This window comes from Klebsiella sp. HMSC16A12, assembly GCF_001808265.1.
Classification (GTDB): domain Bacteria; phylum Pseudomonadota; class Gammaproteobacteria; order Enterobacterales; family Enterobacteriaceae; genus Klebsiella; species Klebsiella pneumoniae.
The window spans coordinates 117924-141587 of sequence record NZ_KV792561.1 but is presented as its reverse complement, the minus strand read 5'-3'; the positions used below and the strand labels follow the sequence as shown (position 1 = coordinate 141587).

The 23664-nt window shown below is 60.6% G+C and carries 22 protein-coding genes; 6 read left to right on the top strand and 16 right to left on the bottom strand.

From position 1 onward, the window contains the following. Positions 1-169 precede the first annotated feature (169 nt). From eutG to maeB, 11 genes are all read right to left on the bottom strand, one after another. Positions 170-1357, bottom strand: a complete 1188-nt coding sequence (eutG, locus tag HMPREF3140_RS07050; protein ID WP_016947278.1) for an ethanolamine utilization ethanol dehydrogenase EutG — start codon at positions 1355-1357, stop codon at positions 170-172. Beyond that, on the bottom strand, positions 1347-2186 hold the full coding sequence (gene eutJ / locus HMPREF3140_RS07045; RefSeq protein WP_004180842.1) for an ethanolamine utilization protein EutJ: 840 nt from the start codon (positions 2184-2186) through the stop codon (positions 1347-1349). The genes eutG and eutJ overlap by 11 nt, the downstream gene beginning before the upstream one ends. Before the next feature lie 9 nt (positions 2187-2195). Continuing rightward, positions 2196-3599 (bottom strand): aldehyde dehydrogenase family protein, encoded by a 1404-nt coding sequence (locus HMPREF3140_RS07040; RefSeq protein ID WP_004152003.1) that lies wholly within the window; start codon positions 3597-3599, stop codon positions 2196-2198. 11 nt (positions 3600-3610) lie between these two features. Next, positions 3611-3898 (bottom strand): ethanolamine utilization microcompartment protein EutN, encoded by a 288-nt coding sequence (eutN, locus tag HMPREF3140_RS07035; protein WP_002913719.1) that lies wholly within the window; start codon positions 3896-3898, stop codon positions 3611-3613. A 128-nt stretch (positions 3899-4026) separates the two neighbouring features. Further along, on the bottom strand, positions 4027-4317 hold the full coding sequence (gene eutM, locus HMPREF3140_RS07030; protein WP_000387720.1) for an ethanolamine utilization microcompartment protein EutM: 291 nt from the start codon (positions 4315-4317) through the stop codon (positions 4027-4029). 38 nt (positions 4318-4355) lie between these two features. Further along, complete coding sequence (gene pta, locus HMPREF3140_RS07025; RefSeq protein WP_032412119.1) at positions 4356-5372, bottom strand: phosphate acetyltransferase; 1017 nt, start codon at positions 5370-5372, stop codon at positions 4356-4358. Beyond that, a complete protein-coding gene (eutT, locus tag HMPREF3140_RS07020; protein WP_004890478.1) occupies positions 5362-6168 on the bottom strand; it encodes an ethanolamine utilization cob(I)yrinic acid a,c-diamide adenosyltransferase EutT in 807 nt (268 codons plus the stop codon). Before eutT ends, pta begins: the two co-directional genes overlap by 11 nt. Beyond that, positions 6165-6854, bottom strand: a complete 690-nt coding sequence (gene eutQ, locus HMPREF3140_RS07015; RefSeq protein ID WP_032412121.1) for an ethanolamine utilization acetate kinase EutQ — start codon at positions 6852-6854, stop codon at positions 6165-6167. The genes eutT and eutQ overlap by 4 nt, the downstream gene beginning before the upstream one ends. After that, complete coding sequence (eutP, locus tag HMPREF3140_RS07010; protein WP_002913727.1) at positions 6832-7311, bottom strand: ethanolamine utilization acetate kinase EutP; 480 nt, start codon at positions 7309-7311, stop codon at positions 6832-6834. The genes eutQ and eutP overlap by 23 nt, the downstream gene beginning before the upstream one ends. Before the next feature lie 12 nt (positions 7312-7323). Continuing rightward, on the bottom strand, positions 7324-7659 hold the full coding sequence (gene eutS, locus HMPREF3140_RS07005) for an ethanolamine utilization microcompartment protein EutS (RefSeq protein ID WP_002913729.1): 336 nt from the start codon (positions 7657-7659) through the stop codon (positions 7324-7326). 218 nt (positions 7660-7877) lie between these two features. Continuing rightward, positions 7878-10157, bottom strand: a complete 2280-nt coding sequence (maeB, locus tag HMPREF3140_RS07000; RefSeq protein WP_004185057.1) for an NADP-dependent oxaloacetate-decarboxylating malate dehydrogenase — start codon at positions 10155-10157, stop codon at positions 7878-7880. 294 nt (positions 10158-10451) lie between these two features. On the opposite strand from maeB, the gene tal reads away from it, so the two are divergent. Continuing rightward, positions 10452-11408, top strand: a complete 957-nt coding sequence (gene tal, locus HMPREF3140_RS06995; protein ID WP_004174884.1) for a transaldolase — start codon at positions 10452-10454, stop codon at positions 11406-11408. A gap of 16 nt (positions 11409-11424) precedes the next feature. Then, complete coding sequence (gene tkt / locus HMPREF3140_RS06990; RefSeq protein ID WP_032412124.1) at positions 11425-13419, top strand: transketolase; 1995 nt, start codon at positions 11425-11427, stop codon at positions 13417-13419. On the opposite strand, the gene HMPREF3140_RS06985 is transcribed toward tkt, so the two are convergent. The 3 genes from HMPREF3140_RS06985 to aegA all read right to left on the bottom strand — a co-directional run bounded on the left by HMPREF3140_RS06985 (position 13409) and on the right by aegA (position 17156). After that, complete coding sequence (locus HMPREF3140_RS06985) at positions 13409-14455, bottom strand: DUF1176 domain-containing protein (RefSeq protein WP_004149270.1); 1047 nt, start codon at positions 14453-14455, stop codon at positions 13409-13411. The genes tkt and HMPREF3140_RS06985 overlap by 11 nt on opposite strands. A 63-nt stretch (positions 14456-14518) precedes the next feature. Next, positions 14519-15115, bottom strand: coding sequence for a GDP-mannose pyrophosphatase NudK (nudK, locus tag HMPREF3140_RS06980; RefSeq protein ID WP_002913754.1), 597 nt, complete (start codon positions 15113-15115; stop codon positions 14519-14521). 58 nt (positions 15116-15173) lie between these two features. Continuing rightward, positions 15174-17156: a formate-dependent uric acid utilization protein AegA gene (aegA, locus tag HMPREF3140_RS06975; protein WP_070552895.1), complete on the bottom strand. Its 1983-nt coding sequence runs from the start codon at positions 17154-17156 to the stop codon at positions 15174-15176. 372 nt (positions 17157-17528) lie between these two features. On the opposite strand from aegA, the gene acrD reads away from it, so the two are divergent. Next, on the top strand, positions 17529-20642 hold the full coding sequence (gene acrD, locus HMPREF3140_RS06970; protein WP_070552894.1) for a multidrug efflux RND transporter permease AcrD: 3114 nt from the start codon (positions 17529-17531) through the stop codon (positions 20640-20642). A gap of 127 nt (positions 20643-20769) precedes the next feature. Here the strand turns inward: acrD and ypfM are convergent, their stop codons facing one another. Then, positions 20770-20829 carry a protein YpfM gene (gene ypfM, locus HMPREF3140_RS28245; protein WP_100181659.1) on the bottom strand — a complete coding sequence of 20 codons (60 nt, stop codon included), beginning with the start codon at positions 20827-20829 and terminating at the stop codon, positions 20770-20772. Positions 20830-21194: 365 nt separating this feature from the next. On the opposite strand from ypfM, the gene HMPREF3140_RS06965 reads away from it, so the two are divergent. From HMPREF3140_RS06965 to HMPREF3140_RS06955, 3 genes are read left to right on the top strand one after another with little or no spacing between them, the layout of a single operon-like run. Next, entirely contained in the window at positions 21195-21548 is a 354-nt protein-coding gene (locus HMPREF3140_RS06965; protein WP_002913764.1) for an ArsC family reductase, read from the top strand. A 3-nt stretch (positions 21549-21551) separates the two neighbouring features. After that, positions 21552-22679: a succinyl-diaminopimelate desuccinylase gene (dapE, locus tag HMPREF3140_RS06960; protein ID WP_002913766.1), complete on the top strand. Its 1128-nt coding sequence runs from the start codon at positions 21552-21554 to the stop codon at positions 22677-22679. 26 nt (positions 22680-22705) lie between these two features. After that, on the top strand, positions 22706-22909 hold the full coding sequence (locus HMPREF3140_RS06955; protein WP_002913768.1) for a YpfN family protein: 204 nt from the start codon (positions 22706-22708) through the stop codon (positions 22907-22909). Positions 22910-22957: 48 nt separating this feature from the next. Here HMPREF3140_RS06955 and ypfH read toward each other — a convergent pair whose 3' ends face one another. Next, entirely contained in the window at positions 22958-23653 is a 696-nt protein-coding gene (gene ypfH / locus HMPREF3140_RS06950; protein WP_070552893.1) for an esterase, read from the bottom strand. Positions 23654-23664: the final 11 nt, after the last annotated feature.

Genomic DNA, 23664 nt, shown 5'->3' with positions numbered 1-23664 from the left:
AGATACTGTGAATACCGGGACATTAGCCGCACTCAGGCGACTTTCCCGGGCCGCGGCGTGAACGCCTTACCCGGGCTACGGCATAGCAGACGGCTGTGATCCTGTAGCCCGGCTAAGCGCAGCACGAGCCGGGAAAGCCACAGCCACACGCCTCCGGGAAAATCGGCATTTATCGCGCCGCCGCGTACAGCTCGATAATCTGCTCCCGGCTGGCGGTGCGTGGATTGGTGCGCAAACAGATGTCCTCCTGCGCCGCTTGCGCCCAGGCGGCGTAGTGCGCGGACGTCGCGCCAGCCTCCGTCAGCCGCATCGTCAGACCGACCTCGGCGATCAGCTCGCGCACGGCGGCGATAGCCTCGCGGTCATCGGTTTTCTTGCCGGTTAACGCCCGGCCGATCTGGCTGAAGCGCGCCCGGCGCACCATGCGGTTAAACTCCATCACCGTTGGCAGCAGCATGGCGTTGGCCAGACCGTGTGGAATATGCAGCGCCGCCCCCGGCTGATGCGCCATGGCATGGCATAGCCCCAGCCCGGCGCTGGAAAACGCCATCCCCGCCATGCAGGAAGCCAGCAGCATGTTTTCCCGCGCCGCCAGATCCTGACCGCAGCCCACCGCTTTCGGCAGCGCCTCGCCGATCATGGCTATCGCCCCCATCGCCAGACTGTCGGTAAACGGCGTGGCGTGGCGGGCGCTGTAGGCCTCGACGGCGTGGGTCAGCGCATCAATCCCGGTCATTGCCGTGATATGCGGCGGGACGCCCTCGGTCAGCGCGGCGTCGAGGATCGCCACATCCGGCATCAGCGAGGCATGCGCCAGCACCTGTTTGCGTCCACTCACCGCATCGATAATCACCGTTACATTGGTGGTTTCAGACCCGGTGCCAGCGGTGGTCGGCACCGCGATCAGCGGCAGACGTGGACGCAACTCGCTGTGCTCCGTCATCTCCCCCAGCGTCTGCTCAGGATTGGCGACCAGCAGCGCCACCGCCTTCGCCGCATCCAATACCGATCCACCACCAAAGGCCACCACGCCGTCGCAGCGCGCGTCCCGCAGCTGGGCGACGGCGGCGCAGACATCGGTGACGCAGGGTTCGCCGGCGGGACAGGGCCAGAGAGTCATAGCAATCCCTTTCATCGCCAGGCTACGCTCCAGCCCGGCGGTCATTCCCGCCTGATGGAGAAAACTGTCAACCATGACAAACAGATGCCTAAGGCCCCGGGACTGCGCTTGCGGACCGCAGGCCGCCAGCGCGCCGACGCCGTGCAGCGTCACCGGCGGAACGTTGAAGCTTTTCATTTGCTGAAGATTCAGCGTATCAAAGGCATGGAACAGCGCCGTCTGCAGTTCAGCTTGCATACATCCCCTCCGCTTTTTCTCTCCCGCTGTTGGCGATTGCCAGCGGGGTCATAAACAGGCTGTGCTGCGGCAAATGCACCGGTAATGCCGGGAAGCGCTGACGAAACAGCTCATGCACGCCCGGCTGCATACAGGCGCCGCCTGCCAGCCACAAATCGACAATCCCTTGTCCGGCAATATGTCGGGCGACAATTTCGGCCATCTTCTCGTACACCGGCTTAACCACCGGCCAGATCTCCCCGGCGTGGCTGCGCTTGTACTGCTCCGCCTCCTCAAGCCCGATGCCGCGATTCCCGGCCAGAGTCAGGGAGATATGGTGGCCGCCGGTGGCTTCATCCGCCGAATATGTCACCCTGCCCTGTTTAACGATGGCGATCCCGGTGGTGCCGCCACCGATATCCACCACCCCGGCGTTATCGAGCTGCAGCAGATCGGCCACCGCGGTAGGCTCATCCAGCACATGACTGATCTCCAGCCCGGCGGACTCCAGGACATTGATCGAAATGCGCGGATCGGTGCCGGGCGGAAACGAGGTCGCCGCATGGGTGAAGCGGCAGCCCAGCTGCTGCTCGAGAGTCGCAAGATGTCGGCGCACGAGGGTGACGGCGCCAAAAAAATCCCAGACGATGCCGTCGCGCACCACGTCGGCCCAGTCAAGGCATACCGCAACCGGTTGGCCGTCACGGTCAACCACCATCGACACCACGTCGCAGGTGCCCAAATCGATGCCCAGCCACAGCGGCGACTCGCTGGCGGCGGGCGCCTGGTTACACAGGGCAGCGGCTTTTTGTAGTCTCGGCGAAAGCCAGCGTTGTTCGTCGTGCGCCATGTTCATCCCTTATACGATTCGAAACGCATCCACCAGCACGCAGCGGCGCAGACGAACGAAGGTCCGCGCGCTGGTCACCCCTTCCCCGGTTGGGGTGGTGATGGTCATGGTGGTCCAGCCCTCGCCGCCCAGCCCAAGCCCGGCGATGCACGGTCCGTTTTTGACGAAGATGCTGGTGTCGATGGCGTTCGCCATCTGGTTCATGTTGTCGATGTTGCGCGAGTGCATCGCCGCGGTGTGGTGGCAGCCGCCTTCCAGTTGCACCGCCAGGGCGATGGCCTCTTCAACGTTCGCCACCCGCACCACCGGCAGCACCGGCATCATCAGTTCAGTCACCGCAAACGGATGGCTGGCGGGCGTTTCCACAAACAGCAGGCGGGTTTGCGCCGGCACCTGCAGACCAATCGCCGCGGCGATTTTGCCCGCGTCGCGACCGACCCAGTCGCGGCTGACCGTGCCTTTGCCGCGCTCGTCAATATTTTTCAGCAGCAGCGGCTGGAGCTGTTCGGCCTGCGCCGCCGTGAGTTTCACCGCCTGCTGACCTTCCATCAGGCGCATCAGTTCGTCGGCAACGCTATCGACCACGATCAGCACCTTCTCGTCGGCGCAGATAATGTTGTTATCAAAAGAGGCGCCTTTGACGATCGCCTGCGCGGCGCGCGGCAGATCGGCGGTCTCATCCACCACCACCGGCGGGTTGCCGGCCCCGGCGGCGATCAGGCGTTTGTTGGTATGTTTGCGCGCCGCCTCGACCACCGCTTCGCCGCCGGTCACCACCAGCAGGCCGATGCCAGGGTACTTAAACAGCCGCTGGGCGGTGTCGATATCCGGGTTCGCCACGGTCACCAGCAGGTTGGCCGGGCCGCCGGCGGCCACTACCGCCTGGTTAAGCAGGGTAATTGCCCTTTGCGAGACCTTTTTCGCCGCCGGATGGGGGGCGAAAACCACGCTGTTGCCGGCGGCTATCAGGCTAATGGCGTTGTTGATCACCGTCGCCGCCGGATTGGTGGACGGCGTCACCGAGGCCACCACGCCCCAGGGCGCATTTTCAATCAGCGTCAGGCCGTTATCGCCGGTGAGCACCTGCGGAGTCAGACACTCCACGCCCGGCGTGCCGCGCGCCTGCGCCACGTTTTTGGCAAACTTATCTTCAACGCGTCCCATGCCGGTCTCCGTCACCGCAAGCTCCGCCAGTTCACGGGCATACTTTTCACCCGCCTCACGAATGGCCTGAATCACCTGCTGACGCATCGCCACCCGCTTTAATCCCTGCTGGGCCACCGTTGCCGCCGCGACAGCGTCATCCAGTGAGGCAAAAACGCCCATATCATGAACGGTGCCGGCAGGCTGGCTGCTGTCTTTCATTTTCAGCAGTACCGCTTTCACTACCTGTTCAATGTCCTGTTGATTCATGATTTTTCACCCTACTTATGGAAGAGCACCTGACCATCGGCCGCAGCCTCATCCACGATACCAATCACGCACAGATCGACCGGAGAGGCGCCGTGTGCGTGCGCCTGTCGCGCCGAGCTGCCGCTGACCAGCAGTACCCACTCTCCGCATCCCGCGCCGATGCTGTCGATGGCGACCGCGCATTGCCCGTCGGGCTCGCCGCGGGCATTGAGCATCTCCACCATCAGCAGTTTGTCGTGGGCCAGACCTTCATGGCGTACGGTGCAGACCACATATCCGGTTACCACAGCCAGCTTCATGTCCGTCTCCGCGTGTGATGTGCAGGCCGGAAAAGCGCAACGCCATCCGGCATTCATGCCTTTTCATGGCCGGATAGCGACGCGCTGGCGTCTTATCCGGCCAGAACTTTCCGGCACCCCCTCCCCCGTTAGATGTTGCTGTCGCCCTTGAAGCTAATCGGGAAGACCTCTTCCAGATCGCCATGCGGGCGCGGGATGACATGTACAGAGACCAGCTCACCGATACGCTGAGCCGCCGCCGCCCCGGCATCCGTCGCGGCTTTGCACGCCGCGACATCGCCGCGCACCATGGCGGTCACCAGGCCCCCGCCGATCTGTTTCACTCCCACCAGCTTGACGCGGGCCGCTTTGACCATGGCGTCGGAGGCCTCAATCAGTGCAACCAGGCCCCGGGTTTCAATCATTCCTAATGCTTCCATTGTGTTTTCCTCTCATAAGGGGTCCTGAAGGGGACCATTCATTCAACCAGCGTGGACGAGTCGGGGATCCGGCTTGCGTCCGTCTGGCGCGGTACCGACGCCACCAGCGCCAGTTCGATAATTTCCTCTACGCTACAGCCTCGCGAGAGGTCGTGAAGCGGGGCGGCCAGGCCCTGGATCAGCGGCCCGATGGCGCGATATCCGCCCAGCCGCTGGGCGATTTTGTAGCCGATGTTGCCCGCCTCCAGCGACGGGAAGACCAGCACATTGGCCCGGCCCTGCAGCGGGCTGCCGGGCGCTTTGTGCGCAGCGACGTCCGGTACAAAGGCGGCGTCAAACTGCAGCTCGCCATCGACCATCAGCTGCGGCGCCCGCTGACGCACGATCTCCGTGGCCTGCTGGACGTTAGCCACACAGGGATGCCGGGCGCTGCCGTGTGTCGAGAAGGACAGCATTGCCACCCGCGGCGCTTCGCCAGCGATCGCTTGCCAGGTCTCGGCGCTGGCAATCGCGATATCCGCCAGCTGCGCCGCGGTCGGCTGCGGCACCACGCTGCAGTCGGCAAACCCCAGCGGCTGTCCGGCATACTGCGGCAGCATCAGAAACAGCGAAGAGAGCGTTTTACATCCCGGCTGCAGGCCGATAAGGCGCAGACCAGCGCGCAGCACGCTGGCGGTTGACGAGAGATTTCCGGCGATACACACCTCGGCCTGCCCGGCGCTGACCATCGCCGCGGCGAACATCAGCGGGTCGGCCAGCTTGTCGACCGCGTCAGCGGGCGCTTTATCGCCGGCGCGCGCCTGCCAGGCGGCGGCAAACGTCTCGCGCATCGCCAGGTTGCTGTGCGGATCGATGACCTGCACCCCGGTCAGCGGCAGACGTTCGCCAAGAGCGAACTGCCGCAGCGCGAAGGGGCTGGCGACGAGGATCGGATGCGCCAGGCCCTGCTGCTGCAGATAATGCGCCGCCTTCAACACGCGGACGTCCAGCGCATCCGGGAACACCACCCTGGCGGGGGCGCGCAGCGCCAGTTTGCGACACTGGTCAATGATCATCTTCACCTCCCAGCTGCTGCAGTTGGCTGAGCGCCGGCGGCGAGTCCGTCACGCCCAGGATCATCATCACGTAGACCGCGCTGGAAAGGCGGTTGAGCGCCTGTAGAATATCGGCACGCTGGACCGCAAATTGCGGCGTAATAAACACCTGCGCCGCGGTCACCTCCGCCTCGCGCACTTTGCCGCGCAGCAAATTAAGCAGCGCGACATCGCGCCCATGGCGGGCCTCCGGCACCAGGTGATCGTGACCCAGGTAACGCAGCGGCTGATGGGACAGACGATGCAGCTGCGCCTCGCTGAATCCGGCTATCGACTGCGCCGCCAGCGGTTCCTCCAGCGCATCGGCGCGCATGATGTTGCCCAGCCGCGAACGGATATCCGTCAGCCACGGCTGCCAGGGCTCCGCCAGTTCAATTTGCAGCCACACCGTCAGGGCGATGGTGCTGTCCAGCACCGCGCGGAAGGCCAGCCGCGGATCGTTTTTCGCCACCAGGGTATCGGCCGTCAGATGAGTTAAGGTGTCCGGCTTTTTGCCCACCGGCTGGTGACAAAGCTCGCAGCAGGCCTGGGGCGGATGGTCGCTGCTGGTCAGGACATGCACCGGCTGCGGCGTCTGTTCGTCATCCTCGACAAACAGGCGCCCCTGGCGGTCGAGAAATTTGACCCGCAGATGCCGACTTTCCAGCAGTTCCCTCGCCGAGGGCGTCAGGCGGGCATCGGCAGGAAGATGGATTTCACCGCCTTCGCTGAGCGTATGATTCGCTCTGAGCCACGCTTCGGTAATGAAATCGTTCATAGCGATTGCCAGTTTGCCGGCCAGGCGACGTACAGGAAGCGCACCGTCGACGGGGTACCGAATTCGATGCTGGAGCCTTTCGGGATGAACATGACGTCCCCCGCTTTGGCGACCAGCGTTTCCCCCTGATGGCACACATGCAGCTCGCCCTCCAGCACCATATCGATTTCGTCGTAGTTCAGCGTCCACGGGAAGAAGGCGTTCTCCCACTGCATAAATCCGGCCGCCATGCTGCTGCCATCCTGGTCAGTCACCAGGTCCGTTAAGCCAACGCAGTGCGGCTGGGCGCCGTCGAAGCGGCCAAACTTCACGCTGCTGCCGTCGATCACTTTGATGCCGCCTTTGCCGGTCACGGAGTCAAATCCCGGCTGCATCGCCTCCTGCTCCAGGGACTGCTTCTCCTTCATCACCTTTTCCATCAGCTGCGCCACCAGGCTTTCGGTAAACTGGCCTTCCGGCAGCTGCGCCAGGATGGTTTCCCGGATCCGCTGGCTTTCCGTTTTGTCGCTGTCCGCCGCTGTCGCCGCCGGCGCGGCGCCATCGTCTTCGGTGATAGTGAATCCCAGCAGCTCGGCGACTTCGCGCGCTTCCGGGGTGATAATGCTGGCGCGCAGAACTACTGACATCGCCTGTTCGCCGCGCGCGTGGGCGGCACGAATATCGTTAGCGGTAATGAGTTTCTTCACCTGGCCCTTCCTCCTTTTGGCTGAGCTCACTCAAGTAATTTTCCAGCGGCGCAACGCTTTGCGGATCGCAACCGTTGAGGGCGAAAACCGGCGCCTGAAACCCCATCCCGTCCAGCAGCTGCCGCACCGCGGCGACGTTGGCATCCGGCAGATCCGTTTTGCTGATCGCCACGATAAGGTGCTTTCGGCTGCCAATATCCAGCAACCCGGGTGGCAAGCGACTTTCGGTATCATTGGCCGCATGGACATAAATCAGGGTGTCCACATCCTGCAAGGTGGTAATTAAGGCGTGATACCAGCGCGGATGGCTGAAATATTCCCCGGGTGTATCGATGTCGCCACGATCGTTAAATTCCAGCGCCTGCGTTTTTCTGGCGAGGGAATAATTCCCTTGCAGGGCATTAAATAACGTGGTTTTTCCTGCACCGACGGCGCCGACAATCGCAATACGCTTCATGGTCGCTCTCAATTAACTTTTCGTTAATTCGCACAAGGTATAATTTAATAAGCGGCCTAATCCGCCGATGGTCTGCAGAAGCGCCTCCTCCACCGCGCCGACCGAGCCGTAGATCACCAGCGCGCCGCTAAACCGGTCGAGAAAACCGATGTGCACGTCGGCGGCCTTCATCGCCAGATCGCCGGCGATCATCGCCGTTTCTCCCGGCGTCAGCGTCATAATGCCGATCGCGCCGGATTCGGGTACGCCGATCTTTTTCGCCAGCTCAGCTCCCGGGTGGGCAATCAGATGCGCCAGCGTGACCTGTTTGCCTGGTACGAATTCCTGAATAATGCGTTCTTTATCCATGACTGATTGCCCCCTGAAATCTGTCCTCATGGTGACGACATTTCAGCGCGGCAAATAACAAATTTCGGCAAGTGGGGTTAAAAGGTGAAGTGGATCACTCAGGAGAGAAAATAATATTGCGGCGGAATTAAAAAGGCAGGCTCAGCGTTTTTTACTCACCGGCCTGCCTGATATTGCGCGCGGAAACGGATCCGCGCGTAAACGGGGGAAATAGAAAATTACAGCGGTTCGGTTTGCGCTTCAACAACCGCCAGCGCCACCATATTAACGATCCGGCGTACGGAGGCGATCGGCGTCAGAATATGCACCGGCTTCGCCACCCCCATCAGCACCGGCCCGACGGTCACCCCTTCCGAACTGGAGACGCGCAGCAGGTTATAGCTGATCCGGGCGGCTTCCATATTCGGCATCACCAGAATATTGGCCGCCCCCTTCAGCGGGCTGTCCGGCATGCGATCGTTGCGGATGCTTTCCACCAGCGCGGCGTCGCCATGCATTTCGCCATCGATCATCAGCTCCGGGGCGCGGGCCTTCACCAGCTCCAGGGTTTTACGCATTTTGCTGGCTGACGGACAGTCGGCAGAGCCAAAGTTGGAGTGCGACAGCAACGCCACGCGCGGTTCAATACCAAAGCGTCGCACGCTTTCCGCCGCCATCAGGGTGATCTCCGCCAGCTCTTCCGGCGACGGATCGTGATTGACATAGGTATCGGCGATAAAGGTGTTGCCGCTCGGCAGCAGCAGCGCATTCATCGCCCCGGCGGTGCTGACGCCGTCGCGATAGCCAAACAGCGGCTGCACCACGCGGTAGTGATCGTGGTACTCGCCAATAGTCCCGCAGATCATCGCATCCGCTTCACCGCGATGAACCATGATGGCGCCAATCACCGTGGTGTTGCTAATCACCGCCCGCTGCGCCTGCTCCTGGGTAATGCCGCGGCGCTTCATCAGCTGGTAGTACTCGCTCCAGTACTCTTTAAACCGCGGGTCGGATTCATTATTGACGATCTCAAAGTCAACACCGGCCTTGATCTGCAGGCCCAGCTTCTGGATGCGCATTTCAATCACGCTCGGGCGCCCCACCAGAATCGGTTTGGCCAGTCCCAGAGACACCAGCTCCTGGGTGGCGTGCAGCACCCGGGTCTCCTCCCCTTCCGCCAGCACCACGCGCTTCGGCTCTTTGCGCGCCTGAGAGAAGATAGGCTTCATAAACAGGTTGGTTTTATAGACGAACTCGCTCAGCTTCTCGATATAGGCGTCAAAATCAGCGATGGGGCGCGTTGCCACGCCGGAATCCATCGCCGCCTTCGCCACCGCAGGGGCTATCTTGACGATCAGCCGCGGGTCGAACGGTTTCGGAATGATGTAGTCCGGACCAAAGCTTAAATCCTGATCGCCGTAGGCGGAGGCCACCACTTCGCTCTGCTCGGCATGGGCCAGCTCGGCAATTGCATGCACCGCCGCCAGCTTCATCTCTTCGTTGATCGCCGTCGCGCCGACGTCCAGCGCGCCGCGGAAGATGAACGGGAAGCAAAGTACGTTGTTGACCTGGTTAGGGTAGTCGGAGCGGCCGGTACAGATGATGGCGTCATCGCGGACCTGCTTCGCCAGCGGCGGCAGAATTTCCGGCTCCGGGTTGGCCAGGGCGAGGATCAGCGGCGCCCGCGCCATCTTCTTCACCATCTCCTGAGTCAGCACTTTCGGGCCAGAGCAGCCGAGGAAAATGTCGGCGCCGTCGATCACGTCATCGAGGGTGCGTTTGCCGTCGTCTTCCACCGCATAGGCCGCTTTGGTTTCCGCCATGTTCGGCTCACGGTCTTTATAGATAACGCCTTTCGAATCGCAGACCACGATGTTGTGCTTTTGCATCCCCAGCGCCACCAGCAGATTCATACAGGCGATCGCCGCCGCGCCCGCGCCGGAGACCACCATCCGCACGTCGGACAGATTCTTCTCGACGACGCGCAGACCGTTGAGGATCGCCGCGGTGCTGATGATCGCCGTGCCGTGCTGATCGTCATGGAAGACCGGGATATTCATCCGCTCGCGCAGCTGCTGCTCGATGTAGAAACACTCCGGCGCTTTAATATCTTCCAGGTTGATACCGCCGAAGGTTGGTTCGAGGGCGGCGACGACGTTAATGAATTTGTCCGGATCCAGCTCATCGACTTCGATATCAAACACATCGATACCGGCAAATTTCTTAAACAGGACGCCTTTGCCCTCCATTACCGGCTTACCGGCCAGCGCGCCGATGTTGCCGAGCCCCAGCACCGCGGTGCCGTTGGAGACGACCGCCACCAGGTTGCCACGGGCAGTGTATTTGTAGGCGGCCAGCGGATCTTTTTCGATTTCCAGGCAGGGGGCTGCGACGCCCGGCGAGTAGGCCAGCGCCAGATCGCGCTGGGTGGCGAGAGGTTTGGTCGGCGAGACCTGGATTTTTCCGGGAACCGGAAATTCGTGGAAGTCGAGGGCGCTCTGTTTTAACTGCTCATCCATTTTCTATTCCTTTCTTTCACGTATCGTTCGTAGGGGAAAAGCGTGATGACCATCCTGTCGTTCACCTTTCAGTGGCAGACAGTATCCCTCCTGGCGGGGCGATAAACTTTGAACACCGCCAAACTCTGGCCATCGTTATGATTTTGTTGTTATCAATTTATAGCGGTTATGTTACCCGGATTCGCCGCCAATAATAGCCCTGTCTGCTATGCTTTTTGGTTATGTACCTCATCAATGTTTATACCGTATACCGGCAAGCACTCATGTAACACCTTGTTCCAGGAGGACTTATCCATGAATCAGTTAGACAGCATCAAGCAGTTCACCACGGTGGTCGCCGACAGCGGAGACATCGAATCCATCCGCCACTACCATCCGGAAGACGCCACCACCAACCCCTCTCTGCTGCTGAAGGCCGCCGGCCTGGCGTCCTATAGCGGCCTCATCGACGACGCTATCGCCTGGGCCAAAAAACAGGGTGGCGGCCGCGAAGCGCAGGTGGCTCACGCCTGCGATAAGCTGGCGGTCAATTTTGGCGCGGAGATCCTCAAAAGCATTCCCGGGCGGGTCTCCACCGAGGTGGACGCCCGGCTCTCCTTCAACCGCGAGAAAAGTATCGAGAAGGCTCGCCACCTGGTGGCGCTGTATCAGGAGATGGGCATTGATAAGTCGCGGATCCTGATCAAGCTGGCATCCACCTGGGAGGGGATCCGCGCCGCGGAGGTGCTGGAGAAAGAGGGGATCCACTGCAACCTGACGCTGCTGTTTTCCTTCGCCCAGGCCCGGGCCTGCGCCGAGGCCGGGGTTTATCTCATCTCCCCGTTCGTTGGGCGTATTTATGACTGGTATCAGGCGCGCAAACCGCTGGAGCCTTACGTGGTGGAGGAAGATCCGGGGGTGAAATCGGTGCGCAATATCTATGACTATTTCAAACAGCATAAATACAACACCATCGTGATGGGCGCCAGCTTCCGCCGCACCGAGCAGATCCTGGCGCTGGTCGGCTGCGACCGGTTGACCATCGCCCCGCCTTTATTAAAAGAGCTGCAGGCCAGCGATACCCCGGTGGTGCGCAAACTGATCCCTGCCAGCCAGATCCTGCCGCGTCCGGTGCCGCTCAGTGAAGCGGAGTTCCGCTGGGAACATAATCAGGATCCGATGGCGGTCGAAAAGCTAGCGGAGGGGATCCGCCTGTTCGCCGTCGATCAGCGCAAACTGGAAGATCTGCTTGCCGCCAAACTGTCACTTTAGTCTCACGGAGAAAAATATGTCCCGAAGAGAGCTTGCCAACGCCATCCGCGCCCTGAGTATGGACGCCGTGCAGAAAGCCAACTCCGGCCATCCCGGTGCGCCGATGGGGATGGCTGATATTGCCGAAGTGCTGTGGAACGATTTTCTCAAGCACAATCCGCAGAACCCTGACTGGGTGGACCGCGACCGTTTCATCTTGTCCAACGGCCACGCGTCGATGCTGCTCTACAGTCTGCTGCACCTGACCGGCTACGATCTGCCGCTGTCTGAACTGAAGCAGTTCCGTCAGCTGCACTCTAAAACGCCCGGCCACCCGGAGCATGGCTATACCCCTGGGGTGGAAACCACCACCGGCCCGCTGGGCCAGGGGCTGGCGAACGCCGTCGGGATGGCCATCGCCGAACGGACGCTGGCGGCGCAGTTTAATCGCCCCGGCCATGAGATCATTGACCATCACACCTGGGTGTTCATGGGCGATGGCTGTTTGATGGAGGGGATCTCCCATGAGGCCTGTTCGCTGGCCGGCACGCTCGGACTGGGCAAGCTGATCGGTTTTTACGATCACAACGGCATCTCCATCGACGGCAAAACCGAAGGCTGGTTTTCCGATGATACGGCGGAACGCTTCCGCGCCTATCACTGGCACGTCATAGGCGATATCGACGGCCACGATCCGCAGGCTATCAAACAGGCGATAACGGAAGCGCAGGCGGTGAAAGATAAACCGTCACTGATTATCTGCCGGACCATCATCGGCTTCGGTTCGCCCAACAAAGCCGGCTCAGAGGAGTCTCACGGGGCGGCGCTTGGCGAAAAAGAGGTAGCGCTGGCCCGCCAGCAGCTTGGCTGGAAATATCCTCCGTTCGAGATCCCGAAAGAGATCTACGCGGGCTGGGATGCGCGTCCGCGCGGGGAAAAAGCGGAGCACGCCTGGAACGAGAAATTCGCCGCCTACCAGCAGCAGTTCCCGGAGCTGGCCGCTGAGCTGACCCGACGTATGAATGGCGCCCTGCCGGAAGACTTTGCCGCGACCGCCCGCGACTACGTGGCGAAACTGCAGGCCGAGCCGGCGAAAATCGCCAGCCGCAAGGCTTCGCAAAACGCGCTGAACGCCTACGGCCCGCACCTTCCGGAACTGCTGGGCGGTTCTGCGGATCTTGCGCCGAGTAACCTGACCATCTGGTCTGGATCGACATCGATTAAAGACGATCCTGCGGGCAACTATATCCACTACGGCGTGCGCGAATTTGGCATGACCGCGGTGGCCAACGGCATCGCCCTGCACGGGGGCTTCATTCCGTATACCTCGACCTTCCTGATGTTTGTGGAATACGCCCGCAACGCCGCGCGCATGGCGGCCCTGATGAAGGCCCGGCAGATCATGGTCTATACCCATGACTCGATCGGTCTTGGGGAAGACGGGCCGACGCACCAGGCGGTGGAACAGCTGGCCAGTCTGCGGCTGACGCCCAACTTCAGCACCTGGCGCCCCTGCGACCAGGTGGAGACCGCCGTCGCCTGGCAGGCGGCTATCGCGCGACAGGGCGGGCCGACGGCGCTGATCCTGTCGCGACAAAACCTGGCGCAGATGCCGCGTACCCCGGAACAGGTGCAGGATATCGCCCGGGGTGGCTACGTGCTTAAGGATGCCGGCGGCAAGCCCGACCTGATCCTCATCGCCACCGGCTCGGAAGTGGAGATCACCGTCCTGGCCGCGGAAAAACTGTTGGCCAAAGGGGTAAATGTGCGGGTCGTCTCGCTCCCTTCCACTGATGTGTTTGACGCCCAGGATGAGGCCTGGCGCGAATCGGTGCTGCCGTCGGACGTCAGCGCCCGGGTGGCGGTCGAAGCCGGGATAGCGGACTACTGGTATAAATATGTCGGCTTAAAAGGCAAGATCGTCGGCATGACCGGCTATGGCGAATCCGCCCCGGCAGAGCAGTTGTTCCCGTTCTTTGGCTTTACGGTCGACCATATCGTCGCCACCGCCGAACAGGTGCTTAACGGGTGATCCACAGCGTGGGCCAGGCATCTGGCCCCTGCCAGTTGTCGCACGTCGGCTGCTGCGCGTAGCGGGAGAGGCTGAACCGCTGGCCGTCAAAACGCCAGCGGGTTTGGATCCCGCAATCGCCGGCCCCGCGGCCTTTGTCCAGGGTCACCAGCTCATGGCGGCGGTCATCATAGCTGGCGTTGATCAGCTCAATCTCACGCGGCGCCTCGCCCGGCGGCTGAAATGGCAACGTTAGCCGCACCTGACGGGCGACATAGGGGCGCTGGCGGGAGACCAGCCAAGCCAGCCAGACGGTGTTGTAGGCGCCGGATTCGCAGCTGGTCATCAGCAGCACTTTGTCATCCGTCAGCGCAGTAACGCGAATTTCACGGCGGAAGGGATCGAGGGAACAGTGGCTGTTGGTCATCCGCTCATTACCGTAGTCCATCAGATCGTTGAGCTCCTCACGCCCCAGCGGCGACTGCGCCGTTTCCGCGCTCGCCACCGCGCGCAGCGCCGGCGCCGGCGGTACGCTGAGCGGCGGCTCTTCCCCTTTGCCGACCCAGGCCGTTTCGCTACCTACCCGCTTTTGCCGATCGTCGATAAAAAACAGAGCCGCTTTCAACCCCTGCAGGGAGATGGTCTGCAGGCCATTGGCCAGCGAGAGCGCTTTACCCTCCTGAACCTGCTGGAGAAACGCATCGATCGTCACGCTGTCGGCGGTTTTAATGAGCTTATCTTCAATGTGCCAGCGCTTGTCGGTCAGGGACAGCGGTTTACCATCCAGCAGCAGGCGCGGCGCTATCGGCGCGAGCGTCGCCACTGGATTGCCGGTGCCGCCCAGCTCGATACGCAGACTGGCGTCAGTGACTGCCCCAGCGCTGCGGCTGAGGGTCATCACCAGGCCATGATGCAGCCCCACGTTACGGGTGACGCAGAAATTTTGGTTGTTACAGGTGACCAGCCAGTCGTTGAAGCGCTGCTGCGTCGGTGCCGACCATGCCTGCGAGCAAGGCAGCACCGCCAGAAAAAGGAAAAAGATGACGCGAAAAAGCATGAACCGCCCGACCCCAGATAAACCCGACCACGGCGCCTATCCTGGACAACGGCAGCGGGTTACTCAATCGGATTTGTCAGAGTTCCCCGACATCAGGCCGGAGGTTTGCAGATATTGCAGCAGAATGACCGCCTTACCGTCGCGGATCTCCCCGTCAGCGACCATCTGCAGCGCCTGGCTAAAAGGCAGCTCCAGCACCTCGATGGCTTCATCATCCACCCCGCCGCCGCTGGTGGTTCGCTGCGCGTCGCTGTACTCGGCGATAAAGAAATGCACTACCTCGGTGACGCCCCCTGGCGACATAAACAGCTCAAACAGCTTTCTCACCTCGCCCACTTCGTAGCCGGTCTCTTCCACCGCCTCTTTACGAATGCAGGCTTCCGGCTCGTCGTTGTCCAGCAGCCCGGCGCAGGTTTCAATCAGCATGCCGTCATGATTGCCATTGACCCAGGTGGCGACACGGAACTGACGCACCAGGACCACCGTCTGCTTATGGCGGTTATACAGCAGCACGGTGGCGCCATTGCCGCGATCGTAGACCTCGCGCTTGTGGCGCACGACGCTGCCGTCCGCCCGCGTCAGCTCATAGGTCATGTTGCGTAGTACGAACCAGTTCTCAGAGAGGATTTTATCTTTAATGACGTGAATATTGAGTGACATACCGACCCCACAGCGTAAAAGGACGCCCTCATACTACGCTGCGGAGCCGGGTTTGTCGTCAGTGAAGCGGCGTCGTTTTCCGCGCCAGATAGTCCAGGATCCCCTGCGCCGCGTGGCGGCCTTCCGCCATCGCCGTCACTACAAGGTCTGCGCCGCGCACGGCATCGCCGCCGGCAAAGATCTTCTCCTGACTGGTCTGATAACGGTAACGGCTCTCCACTCCGGCTTTAATACGCCCCTGACTGTCCAGCGCCACCCCCGCCGCTTCCAGCCAGGGCATGCGGTGCGGATGGAAGCCAAAGGCCATGATCACCGCATCTGCCGGCATAACAAACTCGCTGCCGGGGATCGGCGTCGGGCGGCGTCTTCCCCCGGCGTCCGGAGCGCCCAGCTCGGTGCGCAAAAAGCGAACCCCGTTAACTCGCCCTTTCTCGTCCAGCTCAAGCGTCACCGGCTGGACGTTAAACTCAAAGAGCGCCCCCTCTTCGCGGGCGTTTTTGACCTCTTTTTTCGAGCCCGGCATGTTGGCTTCATCTCGCCGATAGGCGCAGGTCACCTGGCGGGCGCCGTGGCGCAGCGCGGTGCGCACGCAGTCCATCGCCGTATCGCCGCCGCCCAGCACCACCACGTTCAGCCCGGCGGTGTTGACATAAGGCTCTTGCGCCGATGCCGCCAGCCCCATCACCTGTTTGGTGTTGGCGATGAGGAACGGCAGCGCATCGTAGACCCCGGGGGCCTCTTCGTTCGGCAGCCCCGCCTTCATGGAGCGATAGGTTCCGGCGCCGACGAACACCGCGTCATAATCGGCCAGCAGTGTCGCCATGGAGATATCTTTCCCCACCTCGCAATTGAGCTCAAAGCGGATACCCACCTCGCTGAAGATCGCCCGCCGCCGGGCCAATAGCGATTTATCCAGCTTGAACGCCGGAATGCCGAAGGTCAGCAGACCGCCAATCTCCGGATGACGGTCGAAGACCACCGGCTGGACGCCGTGGCGCACCAGCATATCGGCGCAGGCCAGCCCGGCAGGCCCGGCGCCGATAATCGCCACCCGCTTGCCGCTCGGCTTAACCTGCGAAAGGTCCGGACGCCAGCCGCTGGCCAGCGCCTGGTCGGAAATATAGCGCTCAATATTGCCGATGGTGACTGCCCCGCTTTCATCGCGCAGGGTGCAGGCGCCTTCACACAGCCGGTCCTGGGGACAGACGCGGCCGGTGATCTCCGGCAGGCAGTTGGTCTGATGGGAAAGCGCGACCGCGGCGGCGATATTCCCCGCTTTAACCAGCTCGATCCACTGCGGGATATGGTTATGCAGCGGGCAGGTCCATTCGCAAATACTGTGCTCCCCACACGTGAGACAGCGGGCGGCCTGCTGCTGCGCCTGCTGCGGGGTGAACGGCTGATAGATCTCCTCAAAGTGGCTCTTACGCACCTCCGCCGCCAGCTTATCCGGCTCCCCGCGCGGGGGCGTCATCGCCATTTGCCTGACCTTCGCGCCAGCATTGGGCTGGCTGCAGAGCGACGTAGCGCGCTGCCACGGCTGCACCTCCTGGCATGCCGAGCGCAGTCGCCGCTGCTTCGCCAGGGTGATCAACGTCTCATCGTCGGCGAGGGTCAGCGCCTGCGCGGGACAGTTTTCCACACAGGCCGGCCCCGCCTCGCGGCCCTGGCATAGATCGCACTTGTGCGCGCTGGCTTTCACCAGGCCTGCGGCCTGCGGCGTCACCACCACCTGCATCACCCCGAACGGGCAGGCCACCATGCAGGATTTACAGCCAATGCATTTCTCCTGACGGACCTGAACGCTGTCGCCGGACTGGGCGATGGCGTCGTTGGGACAACTGCGGACGCAGGGGGCGTCCTCGCAGTGGCGGCAGGTGATGGCGTTACGCTGGCCCTCCGCTTTGATCACGGTGATACGTGGCAAAAAGCGCTGCGGGGTCAGCACGTGTTGCTCCTCGTTATGCGCCATCACGCAGGCCACTTCGCAGGCCTGGCAGCCGATGCACTTTCGGCTATCGCTCAAAATAAAGTGGTTCATGGCTTCCTTTTGTCTTCTTGGTGAATAACCCCTCAATGCGCATGCCTATTTATTACCCGACAAGATGACGCCGGAACAATGTCCAATTGCCCAGGATAAACTTTTTCTGGAGAGAATCCGTTTTGGATCAATTTTTTTGACTTAAATGAAATGAGGTTTCACACCGGCAAGGGATAATGCGCCGGTCTGCGGTGACGAAGCAGACTCGCTACCTGCTGGCAGGAAAGCTCGAGGTTTCTTTACGATACGGCAAAAGCAACATGATAAATTACACTATCTCCTTAATTTCTCCACGATTGCCGGAGAGGCTGGCGCTAAAGTGGCACAGGCTGTGCAATAACAAGAAAATGTGCATATGAGGTTTTTATTCTGATGGCGAATTTCTTTATCGATCGCCCCATTTTTGCATGGGTGCTGGCAATCCTGTTATGCCTGACGGGCACCCTTGCCATTTTGTCGCTGCCGGTTGAACAGTATCCCGACCTCGCCCCGCCGAATGTGCGGATCACCGCCAACTATCCCGGCGCTTCCGCGCAAACCCTGGAGAATACCGTCACTCAGGTTATCGAACAGAATATGACCGGCCTCGATAACCTGATGTATATGTCCTCCCAGAGCAGCGCCACCGGCCAGGCGACGATCACCCTCAGCTTTACCGCCGGTACCGACCCGGATGAAGCCGTGCAGCAGGTTCAGAACCAGCTACAGTCGGCGATGCGTAAGCTGCCGCAGGCGGTGCAAAACCAGGGGGTGACGGTGCGCAAGACCGGTGATACCAATATCCTGACGCTCGCCTTCGTCTCCACTGACGGCAGTATGGATAAACAAGATATCGCCGACTACGTCGCCAGTAACATCCAGGACCCGCTCAGCCGCGTCAACGGCGTGGGGGATATCGACGCCTACGGTTCGCAATACTCAATGCGCATCTGGCTCGACCCGGCGAAGCTCAACAGCTACCAGATGACCACCAAGGATGTTACCGACGCCATCAGTTCGCAGAACGCCCAGATTGCCGTCGGCCAGCTTGGCGGGACGCCTTCGGTCGATAAGCAAGCGCTGAACGCCACCATCAACTCGCAATCTCTGCTGCAAACCCCAGAGCAGTTCCGCAATATCACTCTGCGCGTCAATCAGGATGGTTCAGAGGTGACGCTGGGCGATGTCGCCACCGTCGAGATGGGGGCGGAGAAGTACGACTATCTTAGCCGCTACAACCGCCAGCCGGCCTCAGGCCTCGGGATCAAGCTGGCTTCCGGCGCCAACGAAATGGCCACCGCGGAGCGCGTGATCAATCGCCTCAATGAGCTGGCGCAGTTTTTCCCCCACGGTCTGGAATATAAGGTCGCCTACGAGACCACCTCCTTCGTGAAGGCTTCTATCATCGACGTGGTGAAAACCCTGCTGGAGGCGATCCTGCTGGTCTTCCTCGTGATGTATCTGTTCCTGCAGAACTTCCGCGCCACCCTGATCCCGACCATCGCCGTGCCGGTGGTGCTGATGGGCACTTTCGCGGTGCTGTATGCCTGTGGTTACAGCATTAACACCCTGACGATGTTCGCGATGGTGTTGGCGATCGGCCTGCTGGTGGATGACGCCATCGTGGTGGTGGAGAACGTCGAGCGCATCATGAGCGAGGAGGGCCTGTCGCCACGCGAGGCGACCCGCAAATCGATGGGACAAATTCAGGGCGCGCTGGTGGGGATCGCGATGGTGCTGTCGGCGGTATTTGTGCCGATGGCCTTCTTCGGCGGCACCACCGGCGCCATCTATCGCCAGTTCTCAATCACTATCGTCGCGGCGATGATCCTCTCGGTGCTGGTGGCCATGATCCTCACCCCTGCCCTTTGCGCCACGCTGCTTAAGCCGGTTAAGCCAGGTGAATCCCATGAAAGAACAGGCTTCTTCGGCTGGTTCAACCGCACCTTCAACCGCAGCGCCAGCCGCTACGAAACCTTCGTCGGCAAAATCCTGCACCGCTCGCTGCGCTGGATGCTGATCTACGTCGTCCTGCTCGGCGGGATGGTGTTCCTGTTTCTGCATTTGCCGACCTCGTTCCTGCCGCTGGAGGATCGCGGGATGTTCACCACCTCGGTCCAGTTGCCGAGCGGCAGCACCCAGCAGCAGACGCTGAAGGTGGTGCAGAAGGCGGAAGATTACTTCCTCAATAACGAGAAGCAGAACGTCGAGTCGGTGTTCGCTACCGTTGGCTCCGGCCCCGGCGGCAATGGGCAGAACGTGGCCCGTATGTTCGTTCGTCTCAAAGACTGGGACCAGCGCGACCCGCAAACCGGCACCTCCTTTGCCATTATTGAACGCGCCACCAAAGCGTTTAATCAGATTAACGAAGCGCGGGTTATCGCCAGCAGCCCGCCGGCGATCAGCGGCCTCGGCAGTTCGGCAGGCTTCGATATGGAGCTGGAGGATCATGCCGGGAAGGGGCACGATGCGCTGATGGCGGCGCGCGATACGCTACTTGAGCTGGCCGGGAAAAATCCGCTGTTGACCCGCGTCCGGCATAACGGGCTCGATGACAGTCCGCAGCTGCAGGTCGATATCGATCAGCGTAAAGCGCAGGCGCTGGGCGTCTCCATTGACGACATCAACGATACGCTGCAAACCGCGTGGGGGTCGAGCTACGTCAACGACTTTATGGATCGCGGCCGGGTAAAGAAAGTCTACGTCCAGGCGGCGGCGAAATACCGGATGCTGCCTGACGATATCAATCTTTGGTACGTGCGCAACAGCAGCGGCACGATGGTGCCATTCTCGGCCTTCGCCACCTCGCGCTGGGAGACCGGCTCGCCGCGGCTGGAGCGCTACAATGGCTACTCAGCGGTGGAGATCGTCGGTGAGGCGGCACCGGGTATCAGTACCGGTACCGCGATGGACATGATGGAGAAGCTGGCCGCGCAGTTACCCACAGGCTTTGGCCTCGAATGGACCGCCATGTCCTACCAGGAACGCCTCTCTGGCGCTCAGGCGCCGGCCCTGTACGCGATTTCTCTGCTGGTGGTGTTCCTGTGCCTGGCGGCGCTGTACGAGAGCTGGTCAGTGCCGTTCTCGGTGATGCTGGTGGTGCCGCTGGGGGTGATTGGCGCCCTGCTGGCGACCTGGATGCGCGGGCTGGAGAATGACGTGTACTTCCAGGTGGGTCTGTTGACGGTGATCGGCCTGTCGGCGAAAAACGCCATTCTGATCGTCGAGTTCGCCAATGAGCTCAACGAGAAGGGCCAGGATCTGCTCAGCGCCACGCTGTCGGCTTGCCGTCAGCGCCTGCGCCCCATCCTGATGACCTCGCTTGCGTTCATCTTCGGCGTGCTGCCGATGGCGACCAGCACCGGCGCCGGTTCCGGCAGCCAGCATGCGGCCGGCACCGGAGTGATGGGCGGGATGATCTCCGCCACCGTGCTGGCGATCTTTTTCGTGCCGCTGTTCTTTGTGCTGGTGCGTCGCCGTTTTCCGCTAAAGGAGCGTCCGCAATAAACCGACGAGCTTCGGCGGCGAGGCGTAATAACAGAAAAGGCGACCACGGTGGTCGCCTTCTTTATGTGTTCAGAACCCTAGCGCGCTTATTTACTTCGCGTTATTCCCCTGCTCACATTGCGGAAATTTATTTACGAAGCATGCCTTCAATAAAGTCTTTCCAGTTCCCCAGTTCATGTTCAATCATAATAGCCTCTCTTATTATTATGGTCGATTCTATATAACTTCATTACCGATGGGAAGTTGTGCTCCCCTATTGCTCTGATTGTCTTATGGACCGCTGACAGAGATAAAACCTCTGGTTGTCGCTACTATGCCGCTTCGTATGTAAACATAATGTGACGTAGAGCAACCTCAGACAACATTTTTGCAATAATGTTAAAGCCCTCACATCATGCCCACAGGTGGCCAACATTTAACCACCCGATATATCGAATGAGATCCCTGGTAAAAAGTTATATTTATTCATCTGAATCACGTATTATTTCAGTAAGACTTATATATTCGGAAATATCTGAGTTAACCGCTTAATTGAATGTAAAAGGTTTATCTATGCTCACCATGTACGGAATTAAAAACTGCGATACCATTAAAAAAGCCCGCCGCTGGCTGGAAGCGCATCAGATTGAGTATCGCTTCCATGATTACCGCGCCGATGGCCTTGAGCGCGCGCAACTGGATACCTTTATTGCCGAGCTGGGCTGGCAGGCGCTGCTGAACACCCGTGGCACCACCTGGCGCAAACTCGACGAGTCGCTGCGCAATAGCATCGATAATGCCGACGCCGCTGCCGCATTGATGCTGGAAATGCCGGCAATTATCAAACGCCCATTGCTCTGCGCGCCCGGTCGTCCTATGCTGCTGGGTTTTAGTGAAGCAAGTTATCAGCAGTTTAACGAGGTATAGTCTATGTCTTGCCCGGTCATTGAGCTGGCTCAGCAGCTTATTCGCCGCCCTTCCCTTAGCCCCGATGATGCGGGATGCCAGGCGTTAATGATTGAACGCCTGCGTGCGATCGGCTTTACCGTTGAACCGATGGATTTCGGCGATACGCAGAATTTCTGGGCCTGGCGCGGCCACGGCGAGACGCTGGCCTTCGCCGGCCACACCGACGTAGTCCCGGCAGGCGACGCCGACCGCTGGATCAATCCCCCGTTCGAACCGACCATCCGCGACGGGATGCTGTTTGGCCGCGGAGCGGCGGATATGAAAGGCTCGCTGGCGGCGATGGTGGTTGCCGCAGAGCGTTTTGTCGCGCAGTACCCGAACCACAGGGGCCGACTGGCGTTTTTGATCACCTCTGATGAAGAGGCCAGCGCCAAAAACGGCACCGTCAAAGTGGTGGAGACGCTGATGGCGCGTAACGAGCGTCTGGACTATTGTCTGGTCGGCGAACCTTCCAGTACCGAAGTGGTCGGCGATGTGGTGAAAAACGGCCGCCGCGGCTCGCTGACCTGCAACCTGACTATTCACGGCGTGCAGGGCCATGTCGCCTATCCGCACCTTGCCGATAACCCTGTCCACCGCGCGGCGCCGATGCTGGCGGAACTGGTCAATATCGAGTGGGATAAAGGCAATGAGTTCTTCCCGCCGACCAGCATGCAGATCGCCAACGTGCAGTCCGGCACCGGCAGCAATAACGTGATCCCCGGCGATATGTTCGTCCAGTTCAACTTCCGCTTCAGTACGGAGCTGACGGACGAGATGATCAAATCCCGGGTGATCGCCCTGCTGGAAAAATACCAGCTGCGTTACAGCGTGGAGTGGTGGCTCTCCGGCCAGCCGTTCCTCACCGGACGGGGCAAGCTGGTGGATGCGGTCGTCAACGCGATTGAGCACTATAATGAGATCAAACCGCAGCTGTTAACCAACGGCGGCACCTCAGACGGACGGTTTATCGCGCGCATGGGGGCGCAGGTGGTTGAGCTGGGCCCCGTAAACGCAACGATTCACAAAATTAATGAATGTGTGAACGCCGCCGACCTGCAGCTGCTGGCGCGGATGTATCAACGCGTCATGGAACAGCTGGTCGCCTGACGAATTGACGTAAAGAGGAAGCGCGCATGGAATGGCTTATTAAACACTGGTGGATTCTGGTGCTGGTCTTTTTGGTGGGGGTAATTATCAACGTGATTAAAGATCTGAATCGCGTTGACCACAAAAAATTCCTCAACAACAAACCCGATCTGCCGCCGCACCGTGATTTTAACGATAAATGGGACGATGACGACGACTGGCCGAAGCACGACCAGTCGAAGAAACCGTAAGTTTGCCTTTATCGCGGTACCGCCCGCCTGTAACCCCGCTCACCGGGGTTACAGCATTTCGATGATATCGTCCCCTTTTGGCGTACTGCCGCTCAGCGCCTCATCAAAATAGTGCTTCGGCACGGTATAACGCAGACGCTCGATCGCCAACTGCATGCTGCGATCGTCAATGGCATGCCCGAGATCGTCGACAATATCTAAGGTCACGTCGCCGCCCGCCTGCTGTAACGCCTCCTCGGCCGACACCGCCCACGCCAGGTCGATAACCCGATCTTCACCACCGTGGATCAGGTGAATGGTAGTGGCCGTCGTTGCCGTCTCCGGCAGCGTCGCATAGCGGCCATTAAAGGCGATGACCCGCGAAGCCAGATCCGGCGCCGCTTTGATACTCTCCAGCGACATAATCGCCCCCTGAGAGAAACCGATCAGCGCGGTGGCCAGTGGACTGACGCCGCTCTTTTCCTGCCAGTAGCGTACAATTTCAATAAAGGTCGGCATAATGGCGTCGATGCGCTGCTGACGATTCTCTTCCGTCATCCCCTGCAGTGAAAACCACTGCCGACCGTTGGGGCCGCAAGGTTCCACCCCGCCAATGCTGACGATCAGCGCATCAGGAAACTGCGGCGCGAACCAGCTGCCGATTTGCCCCATGGAGACCGGGTTATCCCCTACGCCATGAAACAGCAGCAACAGCTGTTGCGCAGGTGTCGCAGGACTTTGAACAATAAAATGATCGTGTTTCATGGCTGTCTCCT